The sequence below is a fragment of the Paenibacillus sp. LjRoot153 genome, from assembly GCF_964253085.1.
Taxonomy (GTDB): Bacteria; Bacillota; Bacilli; order Paenibacillales; family NBRC-103111; genus Paenibacillus_E.
Window position 1 is genome coordinate 2,183,773 of record NZ_CAXUQH020000001.1, and the last position, 17,676, is coordinate 2,201,448.

14 protein-coding genes are annotated in these 17,676 nt (G+C 47.8%); 10 read left to right on the forward strand and 4 right to left on the reverse strand.

All coding sequences use genetic code 11. From position 1 onward, the window contains the following. Positions 1-116 precede the first annotated feature (116 nt). Positions 117-1,436 (forward strand): replication-associated recombination protein A, encoded by a 1,320-nt coding sequence (locus ACSQ8P_RS09640; protein ID WP_436234968.1) that lies wholly within the window; start codon positions 117-119, stop codon positions 1,434-1,436. On the opposite strand, the gene ACSQ8P_RS09645 is transcribed toward ACSQ8P_RS09640, so the two are convergent. The 3 genes from ACSQ8P_RS09645 to mnmA form a co-directional block, all read right to left on the reverse strand. Continuing rightward, complete coding sequence (locus tag ACSQ8P_RS09645; protein WP_436234969.1) at positions 1,431-1,778, reverse strand: DUF3889 domain-containing protein; 348 nt, start codon at positions 1,776-1,778, stop codon at positions 1,431-1,433. The genes ACSQ8P_RS09640 and ACSQ8P_RS09645 overlap by 6 nt on opposite strands. Positions 1,779-2,154: 376 nt before the next feature. Beyond that, entirely contained in the window at positions 2,155-2,844 is a 690-nt protein-coding gene (locus ACSQ8P_RS09650) for an AlkZ-related protein (RefSeq protein WP_436234970.1), read from the reverse strand. Between the two features lie 60 nt (positions 2,845-2,904). Next, the gene (gene mnmA, locus ACSQ8P_RS09655) at positions 2,905-3,993 is read right to left on the reverse strand and encodes a tRNA 2-thiouridine(34) synthase MnmA (protein ID WP_436234971.1); all 1,089 of its coding nucleotides are present in this window, start codon (positions 3,991-3,993) and stop codon (positions 2,905-2,907) included. Between the two features lie 320 nt (positions 3,994-4,313). On the opposite strand from mnmA, the gene cymR reads away from it, so the two are divergent. The 6 genes from cymR (at position 4,314) to ACSQ8P_RS09685 (ending at position 12,687) form a co-directional block, all read left to right on the forward strand. Continuing rightward, a complete protein-coding gene (cymR, locus tag ACSQ8P_RS09660) occupies positions 4,314-4,733 on the forward strand; it encodes a cysteine metabolism transcriptional regulator CymR (protein ID WP_057311968.1) in 420 nt (139 codons plus the stop codon). Between the two features lie 7 nt (positions 4,734-4,740). After that, positions 4,741-5,889 (forward strand): cysteine desulfurase family protein, encoded by a 1,149-nt coding sequence (locus ACSQ8P_RS09665; RefSeq protein WP_436234972.1) that lies wholly within the window; start codon positions 4,741-4,743, stop codon positions 5,887-5,889. Between the two features lie 28 nt (positions 5,890-5,917). After that, the gene (locus tag ACSQ8P_RS09670) at positions 5,918-6,439 is read left to right on the forward strand and encodes a PRC-barrel domain-containing protein (protein WP_436234973.1); all 522 of its coding nucleotides are present in this window, start codon (positions 5,918-5,920) and stop codon (positions 6,437-6,439) included. A 7-nt stretch (positions 6,440-6,446) separates the two neighbouring features. Then, on the forward strand, positions 6,447-6,650 hold the full coding sequence (locus ACSQ8P_RS09675) for a hypothetical protein (protein WP_028555750.1): 204 nt from the start codon (positions 6,447-6,449) through the stop codon (positions 6,648-6,650). 155 nt (positions 6,651-6,805) lie between these two features. After that, a complete protein-coding gene (locus ACSQ8P_RS09680; protein ID WP_436234974.1) occupies positions 6,806-7,876 on the forward strand; it encodes an AI-2E family transporter in 1,071 nt (356 codons plus the stop codon). A gap of 764 nt (positions 7,877-8,640) precedes the next feature. Further along, positions 8,641-12,687 carry an FIMAH domain-containing protein gene (locus ACSQ8P_RS09685; RefSeq protein ID WP_436234975.1) on the forward strand — a complete coding sequence of 1,349 codons (4,047 nt, stop codon included), beginning with the start codon at positions 8,641-8,643 and terminating at the stop codon, positions 12,685-12,687. A 135-nt stretch (positions 12,688-12,822) separates the two neighbouring features. Here ACSQ8P_RS09685 and ACSQ8P_RS09690 read toward each other — a convergent pair whose 3' ends face one another. Then, positions 12,823-13,995, reverse strand: coding sequence for an ROK family transcriptional regulator (locus tag ACSQ8P_RS09690; protein ID WP_056610466.1), 1,173 nt, complete (start codon positions 13,993-13,995; stop codon positions 12,823-12,825). A 311-nt stretch (positions 13,996-14,306) separates the two neighbouring features. On the opposite strand from ACSQ8P_RS09690, the gene ACSQ8P_RS09695 reads away from it, so the two are divergent. The 3 genes from ACSQ8P_RS09695 (at position 14,307) to ACSQ8P_RS09705 (ending at position 17,639) form a co-directional block, all read left to right on the forward strand. Further along, positions 14,307-15,758, forward strand: a complete 1,452-nt coding sequence (locus tag ACSQ8P_RS09695; protein WP_436234976.1) for an ABC transporter substrate-binding protein — start codon at positions 14,307-14,309, stop codon at positions 15,756-15,758. A gap of 63 nt (positions 15,759-15,821) precedes the next feature. Continuing rightward, the gene (locus ACSQ8P_RS09700) at positions 15,822-16,769 is read left to right on the forward strand and encodes a carbohydrate ABC transporter permease (RefSeq protein ID WP_436234977.1); all 948 of its coding nucleotides are present in this window, start codon (positions 15,822-15,824) and stop codon (positions 16,767-16,769) included. Positions 16,770-16,796: 27 nt separating this feature from the next. Further along, positions 16,797-17,639: a carbohydrate ABC transporter permease gene (locus ACSQ8P_RS09705; RefSeq protein WP_436234978.1), complete on the forward strand. Its 843-nt coding sequence runs from the start codon at positions 16,797-16,799 to the stop codon at positions 17,637-17,639. The last annotated feature ends 37 nt before the right edge of the window (positions 17,640-17,676 follow it).

The window sequence follows — 17,676 nt, forward strand, 5'->3', positions numbered from 1 at the left end:
CCATGCGAATTCCAAGCGCATTGGAGGAGTTTTTTATTCGACTAGACATGACATGCCAATCCTGACAAGGTATAATGGACAGACCAACTTTTAACACCAAGTAAAGGAAACTAATCATGGATTTGTTTACATATGCGTCATCACAAGATCCAGTGGGGAAGCTCTTAGCTGACCGGATGCGGCCAACGACATTGGATGAATATATCGGTCAGGAACAAATTGTGGGCAAAGGCAAGCTCCTGCGAAGGGCAATTGAGGCTGATCAAGTGACTTCAATTCTTCTCTATGGACCTCCAGGGACAGGGAAGACGACGTTAGCGAACATTATTGCTAATCGGACCCAAGGCGAATTTATGAAGCTCAACGCTGTTGATGCTTCCGTGAAGGACGTCCGTGAAATCATTGAGCTGGCCAAAAGCACCAAAGCGATGTACGGGCGTAAAACGACCCTGTTTCTGGACGAAGTCCATCGCTTCAACACCTCGCGGCAGGATGCGCTGCTTCCTGCGGTGGAGCAGGGCATCCTCATCTTCATCGGGGCGACCACAGAGAACCCCTTTCACCATGTGAACGGGGCCCTCTTGTCGCGCTCGACGCTGTTTCAGCTTGAGCCGCTCACGGCGGAGCATGCGCTCATCGCCATGCGAAGAGCCATCGCCGATCCCGTGAAGGGGCTCGGCTTCATGCGCCTCCACGTTGACGAGGAGGCGCTGGAGCATATCGGGCAGATGGCCAATGGCGACATCCGCCGATCCCTGAATGCGCTGGAGCTTGCAGCGCTGACGACTTCACCTGAACCGGACGGCACGGTTCATATCACACGCGAGGTGGCGGAGGAGTCGATCCGCCGCCCGATCGTGAAAGCGGACGAGTCGACGCAGTATGACGTCTTGTCCGCCTTTCACAAAAGCGTGCGCGGCTCTAGCGACGCCGCGCTGTTCTGGTTCCTCTATGCTGTCGAGAAGCTCGGCATGGATCCTATGACCTTCCTGCGGCGTCTCATCGTTGCTTGCAGCGAAGATATTGGACTCGCCAATCCGCAGGCAATGGTCCAGTCTGTCACGGCGATGGATGCCTACCATAAGATCGGCTGGCCGGAATCGAAGTACATCATTTCCCAGGCAATTTTATTCGCTGTGGAAAGTCCGAAGTCTAATTCAATCCCGCTTGCCATCATGCGCGCACAGGAGCTGATGGAGCGGGTGAGATCAGCGGAAGTTCCGCTGCATCTGCGTGATACACACTACAAAGGTGCGGAGAAGCTCGGTCATAAAGGCTATATGTATCCGCATAATTACCCGGGGCATTATGTGCGTCAGCAGTACTTGCCGGATGAGATTCAGTATGAAGTGATTTTTGCGGCAACTAATCAAGGCACTGAAGAGAAGATGAAGCTTAATCAGCATAAAAGAAGAGGGACGTCTACAGATTCATAGAATCCGTAGAGTCCCTCTATTTTCTTGCTCCATAAGAATGGTAAATACCTTTTCTGTAACGGGATCATAACGAATCGAGACGATGAGCGGGAATTCATCGCCATTCTTTTTGACCCAGAAGCGAAACTGCTGCTGTACGACACCCGGTGACACAGTGGATTTTCCGATGTATTTGTAATCCAGCAATGTATACACCTTACCGGCTTCGTGAAAGGCAAGACGACTCCACTTAGCATAAGAGGGGTCATGTATGGGCGCCTTTCCGATATGACCACCGTTTCCTTGTTGGATGGCGTCTACTACAAATACAGATGAAGATCCAACCCAGCTCAAGCCAAACATGAGTAAAATAGCTATGATTTTGCTCAGTATCGCTCACACCTTTCGTTTGTAGCGTGTGCGACAGTGGGAGCAGGCATGCGTCATTGTGAACGGTAAATAACAGCAAAAACGTGGTTGTAAAGCAAGATCCCTCGTGGTTAAACTCGAAATCCGAGCCTATAGCGAGGATCGCCGCTAGGAATTTCGACTATTTAAACCAATATAGCCAAAAGGGGCAGAATTAACTACATATAATCCATCTAAACCAATTTTTCAGGTAGAATCCTTCAAAATAGCTGTAAATTTTACAGTTAATCTATATTTCTAGCCCAATCCCGCCACACCACATCCAACTCCATTCCAACAAAAAAGGAGCACCTAAGTGCTCCTCCCCCAACTATAGCTTAAAAATTTTCCCCAAATACTTGCCAGCAACCTCGCTGTACTTTTCCTGCAGCAGCGTTCGCAGCTGAGCTTTAGCTTCAGGTGTTGGCAGTATATTCTTCTCTATGCCATGCAGCTCCATCCAATGCGATGCCGTCATATAACATGTGCTGTTCCAGCCGTTTTTCGTACCATTGGCGTTCAGACGCTCACTAATTCCCGCAATCACGATGTCTGCTTTGCTCTGCAAATCAATCAAGGCACGATCAAATTCATTCTTGGATTCTTTCGATTTCAAATCGGTCGCAGCGCGCAGAGCTTTCACATCAATGCCTTCATTGCCGGCAATAGCGTGATAGACATCTACAGCCGCTTTGGACAGCTCGCCATCCGAATAACGCTCGTCCACCGTGTAGGGATCATCCAGTAAGTTTTTGATCAACGGAAATAGCTCAGACGAAATGAGTAAGGGCTTCTTGGCGAAAAACCGTCCATAAGCAGCAAGACCGTCACCCGGAAGACGATCACGCCATAACCAAGGATCTGTTTCGAGTCCAGTATGCCATTGCTCATGGACCGTTAAGGATTCAAGAGAAGGATGCTCAGGGATAAACGAAGAGAGGGGCATAATACCAATTTCCTTAATGAGCCTCTTCACATCTTCATACGTATCAGCTTTTATCGTTATCTCATTCATAGCCATACACATTCTCCTCCACACTAATCTTTGCATTCATTTCTTGCCCTTATGCTTGCTGTACTCTTACTTATGGACCTTATCAATCACACCGCCGCCTAGACATATCTCACCATCATAAAAGACAACAGATTGGCCTGGTGTGACTGCTTTTTGCGGCTTATCGAAAACAACTTCACAGCTGCCATCTGGCTGCAAGGTAATCACAACGCCTTGATCCGCTTGGCGATAGCGGAATTTGGCTGTACAGGTGTATGCACCTTCTGGTTTCTTCGGAGAAATCCAGTTTATATCAGTAGCTGTTAGACCCTTGGAGTAAAGCCCAGGATGCTGTTCGCCTTGCACAACGAGCAATTCATTTTTCTCCAAGTTTTTGTCCACAACGAACCATGGCTCACCAGAGCCGGATCCACCAATCCCGAGGCCTTGTCTTTGACCTAATGTGTAATACATTAACCCGTCATGACGCCCTTTGATTTCACCATTACGAATATCGACCATATTGCCTGGCCGTGCAGGGAGGTATTGGCTGAGGAATGTTTTGAAGTCACGCTCGCCAATGAAACAAATCCCGGTGCTATCTTTCTTCTTCGCCGTTGCAAGACCAGCTGCTTCAGCAATTTCACGTACCTTGGGCTTGGGCAGGTGACCGATAGGGAACATCGCTTTGGCAAGCTGCTGTTGATTAAGCACGTTAAGGAAATAAGTTTGATCCTTATTAGCATCATTTCCACGCATCAACACGTATTCACCGTCTTGTTCCTTTACTTGTGCGTAATGTCCAGTAGCGATGTAATCGCCGCCTAAATCGAGCACTTTTTGCAGCAACTCTCCGAATTTGATTTCACGGTTACACATGACATCTGGGTTTGGGGTGCGGCCCTTGGTGTACTCGTCCAAAAAGTAGGCGAAAACTTTGTCGTAATACTGCTTCTCAAAATTTACTGTATAGAAAGGAATGTCGAGTTGGTCACAGACCCGTCTGACATCCTCTGCGTCTTCTTCTGCGGTACAATGACCAAATTCGTCAGTGTCGTCCCAGTTTTTCATGAAAATGCCAATGACTTCATAACCTTGCTCTTTGAGCAGCAGCGCGGCAACCGAAGAATCGACACCTCCAGACATACCTAAGATGACACGTTTTTTTGTTTCCATAGCGTAAACCTCTTTTCCATCTTGCTTGACTTTGTGGAGCTGTTCATTTTGAACACTACTATTATACATGCCAATTGCTTAAATTTAAAATATTTCATGAGAATGTCATTGTTTTTCCCCCACAATACAAGGGTTTTGTGATAACATAGATACGATATACGGATGTTTTGGAATGTTTTTGCGAAAAATGGAAACGCTGTTTACCTAGATAGGGACGACCCTGGCGTTAAAACGTGAGCAGCAGATTTGGTAAGCATCTCATGTTTTGGCGATATATACAGACTCCTTGATGGCATATCATGTTGAATGAGGTGTTAATTTTGAAGATTTCCACAAAAGGTCGTTATGGATTAACGATCATGATGGAATTGGCCAACCGAGTGGGTGAAGGACCGACTTCACTGAAAAGTATTGCTGAGAGACATCAGCTTTCTGAACATTATCTTGAGCAACTTGTAGCTCCTTTACGGAATGCGGGTTTAGTCAAAAGTATTCGCGGAGCTTACGGTGGTTATATTCTTTCTAAATCTGCCGAGCAAGTAACAGCAGGTGAAGTAATTCGCGTACTTGAAGGACCGATCAGCCCCGTAGATTTTACGGAAGAAGATGATCCTGCCAAACGGGACTTGTGGATTCGTATACGTGATAGCATTGCAGAAGTGCTGGACTCCACAACATTGGCGAATCTGATTTCTTTTGAGGATAAAGGTAAAAACGATAATTACATGTTTTACATTTAGGTGACACATGGAACCTATTTATCTTGATCATGCTGCAACAACGCCCGTACATGCTGATGTATGGGAGGCTATGTTGCCTTTCTATACAGCAAATTATGGTAATCCATCCAGTACGCATAGCTTTGGCCGTGCGGCTAGAACTGCGCTGAATCGCTTTCGTGATGGTATGGCGAAATCTTTAGGCTGTTTGCCTGGTGAGCTTATCTTTACAAGCGGCGGAACAGAGAGCAATAACATGGCGATCTTTGGGATCATGCATGGGGATCAAGGTGGCAAAAAGCATATCATAACGACTGCGATTGAGCATCATGCTGTGCTTCATCCCTGTGAGCAATTGGAAAGTCTTGGATTTGAAGTTACATATGTCCCGGTAGGTTCAGATGGACTTGTTCAAATAGAAGATGTGGAAGCAGCTATTCGTCCCGATACAGCTCTAATCTCTATGATGTATGTCAATAATGAAGTGGGGACCATCCAACCCATTGAGCAAGTAGGTCGGCTAGCACGACAATATGGCATTGCCTTTCATGTCGATGCTGTGCAAGCTCTAGGTAAGATTGCCCTGAATCTTGCAGAACTGCCGGTCGATCTCGTGAGTCTGTCTGCCCACAAAATTTATGGCCCCAAAGGTGCAGGTGCCCTCTACGTTTCCAAGCATACAAAGCTGCTTCCTCACGTATTCGGTGGTTCACAAGAACGCAAGCGCAGGGCAGGAACTGAAAATATCCCCGCCATCGCCGGCTTCTCTAAAGCAGTTGAAACCATTCTTCCGCTCCAAGAACGCAACTACACACAAGCAAGTAAGCTTCGCGAACACATGATTTCCATCTTAGAACAGCAATTGGGCTGTGAGGGATTTATTATTAACGGGCATAAGGCATGGCATGTCCCACACATTTTAAACATTTCTTTTCCAGGTGTTTCAACAGAAACACTCTTAATGAACCTTGATTTAGAAGGGGTAGCTGCTGCAAGCGGCTCTGCATGCACGTCTGGCTCACTTGAAGTTTCACATGTCTTACAAGCCATGAAACTTCCAGAAAATGTGACACACTCCGCTGTGCGATTTAGCTTTGGAATGGGGAATTCTAAAGAACAAATCGAAACAGCTGCCCAAAAAGTTGCAACCATTATCCAGCGGTTGCGTAATAAGTAGTACTGGGTGGTTCTAGGAGGCGTTACGCTTGCGCAGAGCGCATGATTTAATAGGACTTCCCGTGGTAACCGTTGAGTCGGGTAAGCAAGTTGGTGAAGTAAAGGATTTATTGATTGACCCAACGTGGAACATAAGCGGCATCATACTGGAAGCAAAGACGTGGTTCTCGTCCTTACGATACATTTCATGGGAGGGAATCGTTGCTGCCGGTGAGGATGCTATAACCATACCGAACGATAGTGTCATTTGCGAATTTGGGCAGAAGAATGAGTGCCATGCTTTTCTTGAGGGAAGCGACAAGATTAAGGGACTCCCAGTCATCACAGTGGGAGGGCACGAATTAGGCGTGGTAGAAGATGTTTATTTAAACCAGAATTGGGGAAAACAAATAGTAGGTTATGAATTGTCCGAAGGGTTTATTTCTGATTTAAAAGAAGGGCGAAAGTGGCTTCCCATGCCAGACACGGCAACCATGGGGGAAGATGCGATCATCGTGCCTGGACATTGCGCTCAGGAAGTAGAAGAACTCTTCGTATCCAAAGAAGAATAGGGTGAGCATGATGCGTTGTCCAAACTGTAATTCCAAAGATATTGGAAAGATCGGTTCCCATCAATTTTACTGCTGGGGTTGTTTCATCGAACTCAGCGTAAACGGAGATAAGATGTCCGTCTATCAAGTTGAGGAAGATGGTACGTTAAGTTCTCTGGATGATTTGTTTTTTGAGGAAGAAGTTTCTCATATCCACGAACACGTGAACTAAAGTTAATATGTATGAAGCGTTATTGGTCAGGCGAGGATTCGCTTGAACAATAACGCTTTTTTGTCATGAGGTGCCAAGTCAGGATTAATTTGGACAGCTAGTACACATACTGTATGAACGTTACGTTGAATTCAAATGACAGAGGTGGAGGCAGCATGGAACGATTTTTGAGTAATAAATGGTTTGTGGGGATGATATATGCCTTATTAATCTTAGTCGGGTTATATTTGCTTTTGCTGATTAAACCTATATTGTTTCACTTTTTCACATTCATTAAAGCGATTGTGATGCCGTTTTTCATAGCGATAATCATCTCGTATATTTTAAATCCTGTAGTCACGATTCTAAACAAACGCAAAGTGCCGAGAACGATTGCCGTATTGCTGATTTATAGTGTGTTTATCACATCAGTGACGGTTATTATTATGAATATGACGCCGATGTTTGTGGAGCAGGCTGCTGAATTAAATGAACATATGCCGCAAATGGCGATGCGGGCACAATCCCTTGTAGATGGCTTTAATCAAAATCAACTGCTGCCTGACAGCGTTCGAAATGGATTTAATCATTCTATAGGGAAGCTGGAGACGAAGATTTCCATGGCGGTTGCCAATTATATGAATCAAATTGGAACGACGATCAATATGCTTTTTATCGCTTTCATCGTGCCATTCCTGGCCTTCTACATCTTGAAGGATTTCCAGATTATCGAGAAAACAGCGCTAGCCATCGTTCCGATGAAGCATCGCAAAAAAACCGTCTCCCTACTCATGGACATTGATACGGCGCTTGGTAACTATATTCGAGGACAGCTCCTCGTGTGCTTGATTATTGGCGTGCTAGCTTATTTGGGCTATTGGCTGATCGGAATGCCATACCCGTTATTGCTTGCCAGCGTTGTCGCGATTTTCAATATCATCCCGTATATGGGGCCTTTTTTTGGCGCGGCACCTGCCATTATTATGGCTTCAACTGTCTCGTTGAGATTGGTGCTATTCGTTGCACTTGTTAATTTAACCGTGCAGATTCTCGAGGGGAATGTGATATCGCCTCAAGTAGTAGGTAAGACGCTGCACATGCATCCGCTGTTTATCATTTTCGCCTTGCTTGTTGGTGGAGAGGTAGCTGGGGTTGTGGGATTGATCTTAGCGGTACCCTTCTTCGCCGTGATGAAAGTCATCGTCCAGCATGTGTTCATCCACTTCGTACATAAGCCAACAACCTAGGTATTCTGATCTGGAAACAGGCAAAAAACGCACAAAACCCCTTGAGCCATGACTTGCGGGATCATGGTCAAAGGGTTTTGCACGAGGGTTGAGGAGTTAGAAAAGGTTGTGGCCCATACGTAAACCATGAAATGGACTACGGAATAAGTGAGTATTAAACAAGCTGTTATTGTAAGTTCGATAATGAAAATCATTATCAATAAAATTAGTATACTTCTATTGAGAATCATTGTCAACGGTGATTCTCTGATAAAATTAAACGAGGTAAATGACTATTTCAGATGCTTGTCTTTATCATCCTTCCTTCCTATTATTATATTTTTTTTTATTATTTTTTTAGAATAGCTTATTAGACGTTTTGTTTCGGAAATACTTAAAAAATATTTTTATATAATTTAATGAATAAAGATACAAAAAGAAGCAGACATCTGATGAGTCACAGTTGTTGTCTGCTTCTTTTTTTGAATGGGTAGTAATCTATGATTAAGAAAAAACTAATGTACCCCACTTGGGGTCATCGCAGCTTGAACTGGAATCTCCGCTATCAAAATATGCCGCGGCTCTGCTTACACCCCTCACTTATAATCCATCGCCATATCTTAAAAAAATGTTTACAAAAACAAAAGAGGAAACGTTGCATTGATGGCGAATGATATTATCGGTAATTAATAAATCTAAATGATTTATTAATTGAATAAACGAATGAAGCTATTTCCTGTACTTCGAAATCATGTGAAAATTGAAAACAAGGAGATGACTAACAAGTGAACAAGAAACTGTTAACCCGCAGCTTCACCTGCCTGATGGCCGCGCACCTTGCCGCCAGCTCTCTTCTGCAGCTTAGCAGCGCTGCAGCTACAGAAAGCGCAGCCGCACTCGAAGCGGTAGCTGGAATCCCCCGCATGCTCATTACTGAAATGGTCCCCGATTCGGGTGGAGACGATGCGCTGGGAGAGGATCCCTACGAGTACCTAGAGGTTTATAACAACAGCAACCAGCCGATCGACTTCAAGGACTATTCTATTTTATACAGGTACCCGGGAGAGCCTGGCCAGGATTTATTCTGGCGGCCTTACACCGATAAACAGATTATCATCCAGCCTAAGCAGGCCATGGTTTTCTGGGCGGTTACGGCGTCAGGGGAGCCCAAGACGGTGGCTGACTTTAATCAGCATTTTCAAACCTCGCTCGTTGAAAATAAAGACATTGTCCGGATTCCCGGCGGTCTTAACAACCTGAGGGAAAGAACCCTCGTAGTAGCTACTAATACAGGAACCGACATTGTACGTGCGAGCTTTAATCCAGGCGTGATCGATACAGCTGCGGATATGAGTATTGAGTACGGCGTTCCAGACGCCGGCAGTCTCGATATGAAGAAGCTCAGCTCCAAGACGTTGCCGGCCTCCCCGGGAACCTTCAACCCGGCTAATGTACCCGCGGAGCCTGTCCTCACTGTGAACGACCCTGTCCCGCCGTCGGTAAAGGATCTTTCAGATCACTCCGGCATTGACCTGATCAAGCCAATTGAGCTGATGGCCGAAGCGGCAGATGATCGTCTTCTTGCGTCCGTTAATCTATACTATAAATCCAACAAGACGACGAATTATAAAATGGTAACCTCGCCTCGCGGCGCTGACGGACGCTTCCGCTACTCGTTGGAGATGATGGAATGGTTCGGGAGCCCGACACTCGACTACTATTTCCAAGCATCCGATACCTTCAACACAACGTCAACGGCTCCAAAAACGATCAGCCTGGCTGGGAATGAGAAAAGCCCTGCGCTGAACGTTCTTGATGGCTATGTTCTGTCTGGTGAGCGGGTTCTGATCGGTTCGTCTACCACCGCAGGGTCCATGTCGCTGTCGATCGACGGCCAGCCGGTCAGTCCAACGGAACGAGCCATGGAGAAAACGGCTTATTTTGTATTTGAAGCGGACGACATAAATGTAGGGCAGAACGTGACCACCATGGGCAGCGAGACGCTGTACTTGATTCCGTTCCAAACCAATGATTACAAAACCATGGTGGTGCCGGTACGGCCCGATTTGTTCAAGTACGGTCAGGCGAATCCAATTGCATTGCGAGCGGGTTCATCAACCCGACCTTATTATGAGAACCAGCCGGAGCCCGGCCTGGATGATTTCAATATCCGCAATGTCCGGCTTGTTTTGGCGGACGGGACGGTCATCCGTGACCCGAAATATGCGAATCCGGCCACCATATTGGACATGGGAGATAACGGACGCTTCCTTCCGGTTGTGTACTTCAACTTCACGATTCCCGAGCGCTATTGGGACGGGATCTCCTACCGATGGAACACCGCAGCAGCCGTTGACGGACCTCATCGGGTCGAGGTGACTCTGCCTGACGGCAGCAAGGACACAGCGAGCGTGATGGTAGACAATCAAGGTCCGGTTGTAACTGCGAATATTACGGAAGGCAGTACTTACAAAGGGGCTTTTGAGATAAAAGCTTCCGCATCGGATGCGGCTTCCTCCGTCAAATCCTTCGAGGTGAATCTGGATGGTAAGCTTATTGAGGTTCCGTATTCCACCTCCTCTGCAGCTCTCACTCCGGGGGAGCATAATCTTGTGCTTAAGGCTGTAGACGCCGGGGGCAAATCGACGGAGAAAACAATCAAGTTCACAACGCCTGCAGAGCTTCCGGGTAAGCCGCTCCTAGCGGCGCCGGCGGACGATGCACAGGATACGGACACGAATGTGAGCCTGCAGGTATCGGTTTCCGATCCGACCGGCGACCCGCTGAACGTAAAGTTCTTTAAAGGGCAAAAGATCACCGCCGCGGACGCGGGAGTGACCGCTTACAAGCATGCGGCTGATGTAGAGCCTCCTTTGACCTTGACGAGTCCGGGAGAAACGCAGCTGACCGCCGAAGAACAAACAGCCGCCGGAGCCTCCGATGACCGTTACGTCACTAGTGACTCTACTGAACAGTTTCCTTATCAGCGCTTTGAAGTGGAAGTGATGGCGGAAACCGGCGCCGGCGATCGTCTCGAGCTAAGTTGGGAAGGGCATTCGCTCAAGGGTCGTAAAGTAGGTTTGTACGCATGGAATCATACTGCGGCAAAGTGGGATTCCCTAGCGTCCACAGTGGCCATTTCCGAGGAAGACTTTAACCTCTCAGCGGCGGTGGACGGCGGCAATTATGCAAGAAACGGCAAAGTCCAAGTCCTGATTCAGGACGAGATTCCGCGCCGTGAGCAGTACGATTTTACCATTGCCTCTATCCCGGACACACAGATCTACGCGGAAATTCAGCCGGAGTATTTTGAGTCCCAAGTCAATTTCCTGCGCGACGCCAAAGAATCGATGAATATTCAATATGTGATGCAAGTGGGGGACATTGTAAACTCCGCAGGCATCAAAGGACAGTGGGAACGTGCGGATAAGTTTATGAAGGTGGTGGAAGACGCCCAAATTCCTTGGGGTTTAGTCGCGGGCAACCATGACGTGTTCGACGGAGGAGCGACATCAGTGCCGGATTACTCGGAATTCTCGAAGTATTTCGGAGAGAACCGCTTTAAGGATAAGCCTTACTACGGAGAGTCGTACAAAGATAACAAAGGTCACTATGACCTGATATCGGCAAGCGGCAACGATTTTATTTTCGTCTACATGGGCTGGGGTATGAATGATGAGGATATGGACTGGATGAACAGCGTTCTGAAGCAGTATCCGGATCGAAAAGCGGCCATTGTGGTTCATAATTATTTGCAAAATAACGCAACGAGATCCGCAACTGGCAACGAGATTTACCAGAAAGTAGTAGTTCCGAATCCTAACGTATGGATGGTCATGAGCGGTCATTTCACCGGAAGTGCACTGCGTACCGACCAGCTTGATGATAACAAGGACGGACAGCCGGATCGCAAAGTGCACCAGATTCTTAATGATTATCAGGGCATTCCGAACGGCGGCAATGGATATTTGAAGCTTTTGCATTTTGATACGGAGACGGATACCGTCTATGTTAATACGTATTCACCGTATTTGGATGATTACAATTATTACGATCCGAGCAAGGACGAGTTTAAACTTTCGGTGGACCTGAAGCCGATGGTGAAAAGAGTGGCGACCGACGCGATGACGGTAAAAGTGTACGCTAACGATGCGATTGGATCGGCGCAGGCTGCCAGCGGTTCTACAGCTATGGTCAACTGGAACGGCCTGAAAGGAAGCACGAATTATGAATGGTACGCACTGGCGGAGGACAACTTCGGAGGACGGATGTACTCGGATATTTGGTCCTTCCGTACCCGCCTTACCGTTGAAGCGCCGCAAGACGTGAAGGTTGCAAACGTGATCGCGGGTTCGGCGCAGTTGAGCTGGTCACCGGTAATGGCATCCGACGGAAGCAGCGTGACCTACCAGGTGTACGGCAGTCATGGAGCCCTCTCCACTGTGACTGGCACGGTGTACAACTTGATGGGACTGGAGCCGGATACGTCGTATTCGTTCCAGGTCAAGGCTGTGCACTCGTCGGGAGCAGAATCTGTGCTCAGCGAGCCGGTAAGTTTTAAGACATCGATCGACCTGCCTGCTCTGCAGAACGGCCTGCAGCGCTTTATTGCCCCCGGTAAGGTTACCCATCCGCTGGCCAAACAGCTGGAGAATGCGCTGAGCCAGGCGGAGAGCCATGTGCAGAAGGGACAGCAGGATCAGGCAGCCAAGAAGATCGAGGACTTTATTAAGCATCTCAACAATAAAGCACTTGAAGAACTAGCGTCAGCCGACGCCAGGCAGTGGATGAATGATAAAGCTGCGGCCCTGCTTCGAGTCTGGAACCGATAACCTGCTTGGAAGACGCAAATAAACAAAAGCCCCTGGAAGATTGCTCATCTCTTCCAGGGGTTTTTCGTTGTGAAAATATCGTCTATAACCCTGTATTTCCAGTTTACTGATGTACAACCGAGCGGTGACTGCCAGTCACAGCGACAGGCTATCGAGCGGGATCTTGAACACGCTCTGCACGACAAGCCCGACGGCCAGTGCAGTCTCGTCCTCCACGTCGGTAAGGTGTAGAAACTCTACGTTCCGGCACGTTTCCGGTACTTGGGCCATCACCCGCGCTTTGAGTTCGTCGACGAACGACTCCCCCCATACCGGGAGCATAAACCCGGTGAGCAGAATACTGTCCGGATTGAGCAGGGTGACGATATTGGCAACGGCGTAAACGATCGCCGTCCTCACCACCTCGCTCAGCTTAACGGTTTCGGGGTCTACGGCGCGGACAGCTTCATTGAACTGCTCCCAACTCCGACCGAGCGTCCGCAGCAAGCCCCTGGAGGAAGCCAATGTGGTTAGGCACCCTCTGCCACCACAGTAGCACTCATAATCGTAGGGCGGCATAAACGCCTTATAGTGGCCAACCTCGCCTGCTACGAAGGAGGAGCCGGTGACCAGTAGCTTTTCTACGACGATGGCGCCCCCGATGCCTCTGGCTAATTTAAGTGTCACATTGTTTTTGGAGGAAATCAGACTTCCGCCCATATTTTCGTTGAGCGCAAGCAGATTGGTGTCATTCTCCAGAAAGACGGGCAGCCCATACTCTTCCTCGAGCAGCTTCGCAAGCGGTATCCGCTTCCAGCCGAGCCCCGGCGAGCGAAGCAGAATGCCTTCGGAGGAGTCAACGAGTCCATGGACGCTGAAGCCGATTCCTTTCAGGAAGGTAGGGTCAGGGATCTGGCCCATGAGTTTGTCAATTACACTGCGGATCACCCGGAGCAAGTCCTCTTCGGTCTCGTAACGGTCTGCCTTCACTTCAGCTTCCGCCAAGCGGACGTGCTGAAAATTATATACCGCCCCCCGTGCCGATGTGCCTGACAATTCAATTCCGATCGCACTGAATCGGGAACCGTTAAGCAGCAGGGGGACGCGCTTACGGCCGCTGCCGCTCTCAAGGGATTGCGGTGCGCCTTCGACGATCACTTGATCCTCGAGAAGCCGGTTGACGATGTTGGTGACGGTTTGCTGACTAAGTCCGGTTTTTCCAGCTAGCTCTACACGGGAGATCGGACATTCCGAATAGATCAGATGCAGCACCTTCTGCTGATTTATGGATTTAAGCAGCGTGTGGCTTGCATGTTTCAATGTGGACATAAGTCGACCTCTTCCTTGAACTGAACACGTTTATTCTCTTAGTAGAAATTAGTTTACCACGCAGGACATTACTGGGTAAAGTCAGGGATTTTGTCGAAAGATTTCTATTGTATCAACAAGAAAAAAGAGGTAGGATAATAATAAATAAAATTGATTTATTAATAGAGTGTAAATTGTAAGCGCGTTCAAACCTTATTAATCAGCGATTTTTAACAGATCCCTTACAAAACGATAATCATCGCCAAACAATTACACTGTATTATTGGATTTAATAAATCAATTTTCTTTATTAATTCGAGGGGGGTTTAAGTATGAGAAACAAATTTGGAAAGCTTACGGCTTTAAGCTTGGCAGTTGCTATGTCAGGTTCTCTGCTTGCAGGGTGTACAGGAAAAACGGAAAAGCCTTCCGCGAGTCAGCCTCAGAATCAGACTAAAGAAGATGTCTACGAAAACGGGCTGTCGAAGACGGAAAAAGTGACGCTGAAGATCGGCTTCTTCATGGGAGGCTATGGAAGGGAATGGTTCGATTATGCCGTAAAATCCTTCCAGGCCAAATACCCGAACGTTTCCTTCGACGTTACAGCATCTGCGGACATGAAGAGCATGATTCAAACGAAAGTTTCCGCAGGCAACGATAACGACATGTTCGACATTTTCAACACCACGCCGCCGTCCGGAGCACAAGGCATCATTTCCCTGGCAGAAGCCGGTAAGCTCGAGCCTTTCGATGACATGTTCGACAAAAAGCTTCCGGACGTACCGGGCAAAGCAATGAAGGAACTCATGATGCCGGGCCTCGCCGAATCGTTCACCAAGGTGAACGGAAAGGTATACGAGTTTGCCACCTCGAGCTCTTACGGCGGATTGTTCTTCAATAAGACGCTGTTCGAGCAGAAGGGCTGGAACCAGAATCCGAAGACATGGGCCGAGTTTAACGACCTGCTTGCCAAAATTAAGGCGGACGGCCTTGCTCCGATTACTTTCCCGGGAGTTTACCCTAATTACTATGACTGGGCCTTTGGACCTGCAAAGCTGTTTGAGCTGGCCGATATCAAAGGAAACGCAGATAAGGTAATCGAGAACTATAAAACGTACAATGGCCCTCAATTTACCAGCGAGGAAAGCTTGGAACACTGGAACCGCCTGTATGAGCTTGGCAAGAAGGGATACTTCCCGGAAGGATTGCCGGCGTTAAACCATACCCAGTCCCAGATGCAGGTGATTCAAGGACAGGCCGCGATGGTTTCCACAGGAAGCCATGTGGAGAACGAAATGAAGAAGACCACTCCGGAAGACTTCAAATGGGGCTTTATGGCGGTGCCGTTCAGGGATAAGGTGGAACAAAAACTTTGGATCCGAAGCGGAATCACCAACTTCCAATACATGTGGGCCGGCAAGCCTGATCTGAACAAGAAGTGGTCCAAGGAGTTCATTCTGTGGCTGATGACGCTGGATAACCAGCAGTTTGCCGCAGAAAAAGCGGGCGCCCTCCCGATGAGAAAAGACTTGATTGACGATTCGAGTAAAGTCGTTAAGCTCTCCACCTCTGCGCAGGCGATTCTGAAGTATATTAAGGATAACGATGCCCGGTCGTATAAGCCGCACAGAACCGTTAGCATCTCCGATCCGAACCTGGCCAAAGCCAATAAGATGATGGAAGAAGCCACGGTGAAGATCGTATTAGGCAAGCAGGATCCGAAGCCGATTCTCGAAGAAGCAGACGCTTTGCTCAAGAAAGCCGTAGAAGCTCAGAAGAAATAAGTTTATAGGCGGGGAGGGGATCCTCTCCGCTTTTCCATTTCCCTTGATAGGAGTTGACTTCCTTTGTCCGAACCTACTGTAGTGAAAGTTAAACCCTCTTATTCCGGCCGCATGGGACTGGATAAAGCGCGGACTCAGAAGTGGATTTTTCTCATCCTGGCTGTCGTGCCGCCGTTCGGGGGCTATCTGCTGTTCACGCTGTTTCCGAATGTTTTATCCGTTTACTATGCGTTATTGGATTGGGACGGGCTTACGGATTCCAAGTTTGTAGGGCTCAGCAACTTTGTTACCGCGATTCAGGACGAGTATGTATGGCGGGCGCTTAAGCACAATCTTATTTTTATGGCGACGGTACCGGCGCTGGTCGTGCTTATTTCCTTACTGCTTGCTTATCTGGTCACATACAAGAGTTATGTGGAAAATGAGTTCCTGAAAATCCTGTTCTTTTTTCCGAACGTTTTATCGATTGTCGTCGTTGCTTTATTATGGGCGTTCATATATGACGGCACATACGGCCTGCTTAACAGCGGCCTGAAGCTGCTCGGGATCGATATGAACCATTTTTATTGGCTGGGCAACGATAGTACGGCACTGTGGGCGCTGATCCCACCATGGGTTTGGGGAGGCGTCGGGCTCTATGTCATCATTTTTGTAAATGCTATGTCGGGCATTCCCAAGTCGCTGTATGAATCGGCTATTATGGAAGGCGCAGGACATATGACGAGGTTATTCAAGATTACGCTGCCGCTCATTCTGCCCGTCGTCCGGGTCAGCGCACTGTTCCTCGTGATCAGCACGCTCAAGACTTTCGAGCTTATTCTGATTATGACTAATGGCGGCCCATCCGGCTCCACGGATGTAATCGGTCTCTATATGTTCAACCTTGCTTTCGGTAAAGAGTACATCAACTACGGTTACGCATCCGCTGTCGGTATGATTCTGTTTGTCATCTTGATCACGGCCAAACTGCTGATGGATAAGTTTCTTCCGAACCGGGGCGTAGAGTACTAGGAACATATTTTTTTAAGAGGGGAGAAGATGAAATTGAAGGAAAAAATGACGTTTATGGACGTTGTGTGGCGTTTGATACTGTATGTGTGGGCTTTGTCAATCCTGTTTCCGCTGGTGTGGGTGTTCTATGAGTCTCTGAAGTCCAATCCGGAATTTTTCAAGGACATCTGGAGCCTTCCCAAAAAGCAGCAGTGGTCGAATTATGTCATTGCCTGGACCGAATATGGCTTCGGTCAATCCTTGTTAAATACACTTTATTATGTGGGAGGAAGCCTTGTAGTAAGTCTCTTTTTTACTACACTTAATGCCTATGCGCTGACAAGGATGGAATTCAAGGGAAGGAACCTCATTTGGGGCTTGATCATGCTTTCGTTATTCCTTCCCGGCATTAATGCCTTGGTTCCTCAATACGTAATCATGCGAGAGTTACATTTAACCAACAGCCTGACGGGTTTGATTTTGCTGTCCGCCTTAGGGGAAAGTGTATTCTACTTGATGCTTCTGGGAGGCTTTATGAAGTCGCTGCCCAAGGATTTGGAGGAAAGTGCGCATATGGACGGCGCTTCGATCTTTCAAGTTTTTTGGCGAGTCATCGTGCCGCTTTCTACTCCCGGGATTGTTACCGTAGCCATTTTCAAGTTCCTCGGATATTATAACAACTTTATGGGTCCGTTCATCTACTTGAGCGATCCCGAGAAATACACGATTGCGGTGCAGATGTACCAAGCCAATAAAATGATGGAGTTTACGGCGGATTGGGTTACGTTGTTTGCAGGGGTGATGATTGCGATGGTGCCTTCGATCATTGTGTTCATGCTGTTCCAGCGGATGATTATGCAGGGCGCCACTTTAGGTGCGGTTAAGGGCTAGGTAGAGAGAAAAGGGATAGCGATAGGAAGGAGCTGTC

Coding starts and splice junctions, on each gene's coding strand:
- ACSQ8P_RS09640 (WP_436234968.1), top strand. CDS start 117: ATGGATTTGTTTACATATGCGTCATCACAAGATCCAGTGGGGAAGCTC.
- ACSQ8P_RS09645 (WP_436234969.1), bottom strand. CDS start 1,778: ATGTTTGGCTTGAGCTGGGTTGGATCTTCATCTGTATTTGTAGTAGAC.
- ACSQ8P_RS09650 (WP_436234970.1), bottom strand. CDS start 2,844: ATGGCTATGAATGAGATAACGATAAAAGCTGATACGTATGAAGATGTG.
- mnmA (WP_436234971.1), bottom strand. CDS start 3,993: ATGGAAACAAAAAAACGTGTCATCTTAGGTATGTCTGGAGGTGTCGAT.
- ACSQ8P_RS09665 (WP_436234972.1), top strand. CDS start 4,741: ATGGAACCTATTTATCTTGATCATGCTGCAACAACGCCCGTACATGCT.
- ACSQ8P_RS09675 (WP_028555750.1), top strand. CDS start 6,447: ATGATGCGTTGTCCAAACTGTAATTCCAAAGATATTGGAAAGATCGGT.
- ACSQ8P_RS09680 (WP_436234974.1), top strand. CDS start 6,806: ATGGAACGATTTTTGAGTAATAAATGGTTTGTGGGGATGATATATGCC.
- ACSQ8P_RS09690 (WP_056610466.1), bottom strand. CDS start 13,995: ATGTCCACATTGAAACATGCAAGCCACACGCTGCTTAAATCCATAAAT.
- ACSQ8P_RS09695 (WP_436234976.1), top strand. CDS start 14,307: ATGAGAAACAAATTTGGAAAGCTTACGGCTTTAAGCTTGGCAGTTGCT.
- ACSQ8P_RS09705 (WP_436234978.1), top strand. CDS start 16,797: ATGAAATTGAAGGAAAAAATGACGTTTATGGACGTTGTGTGGCGTTTG.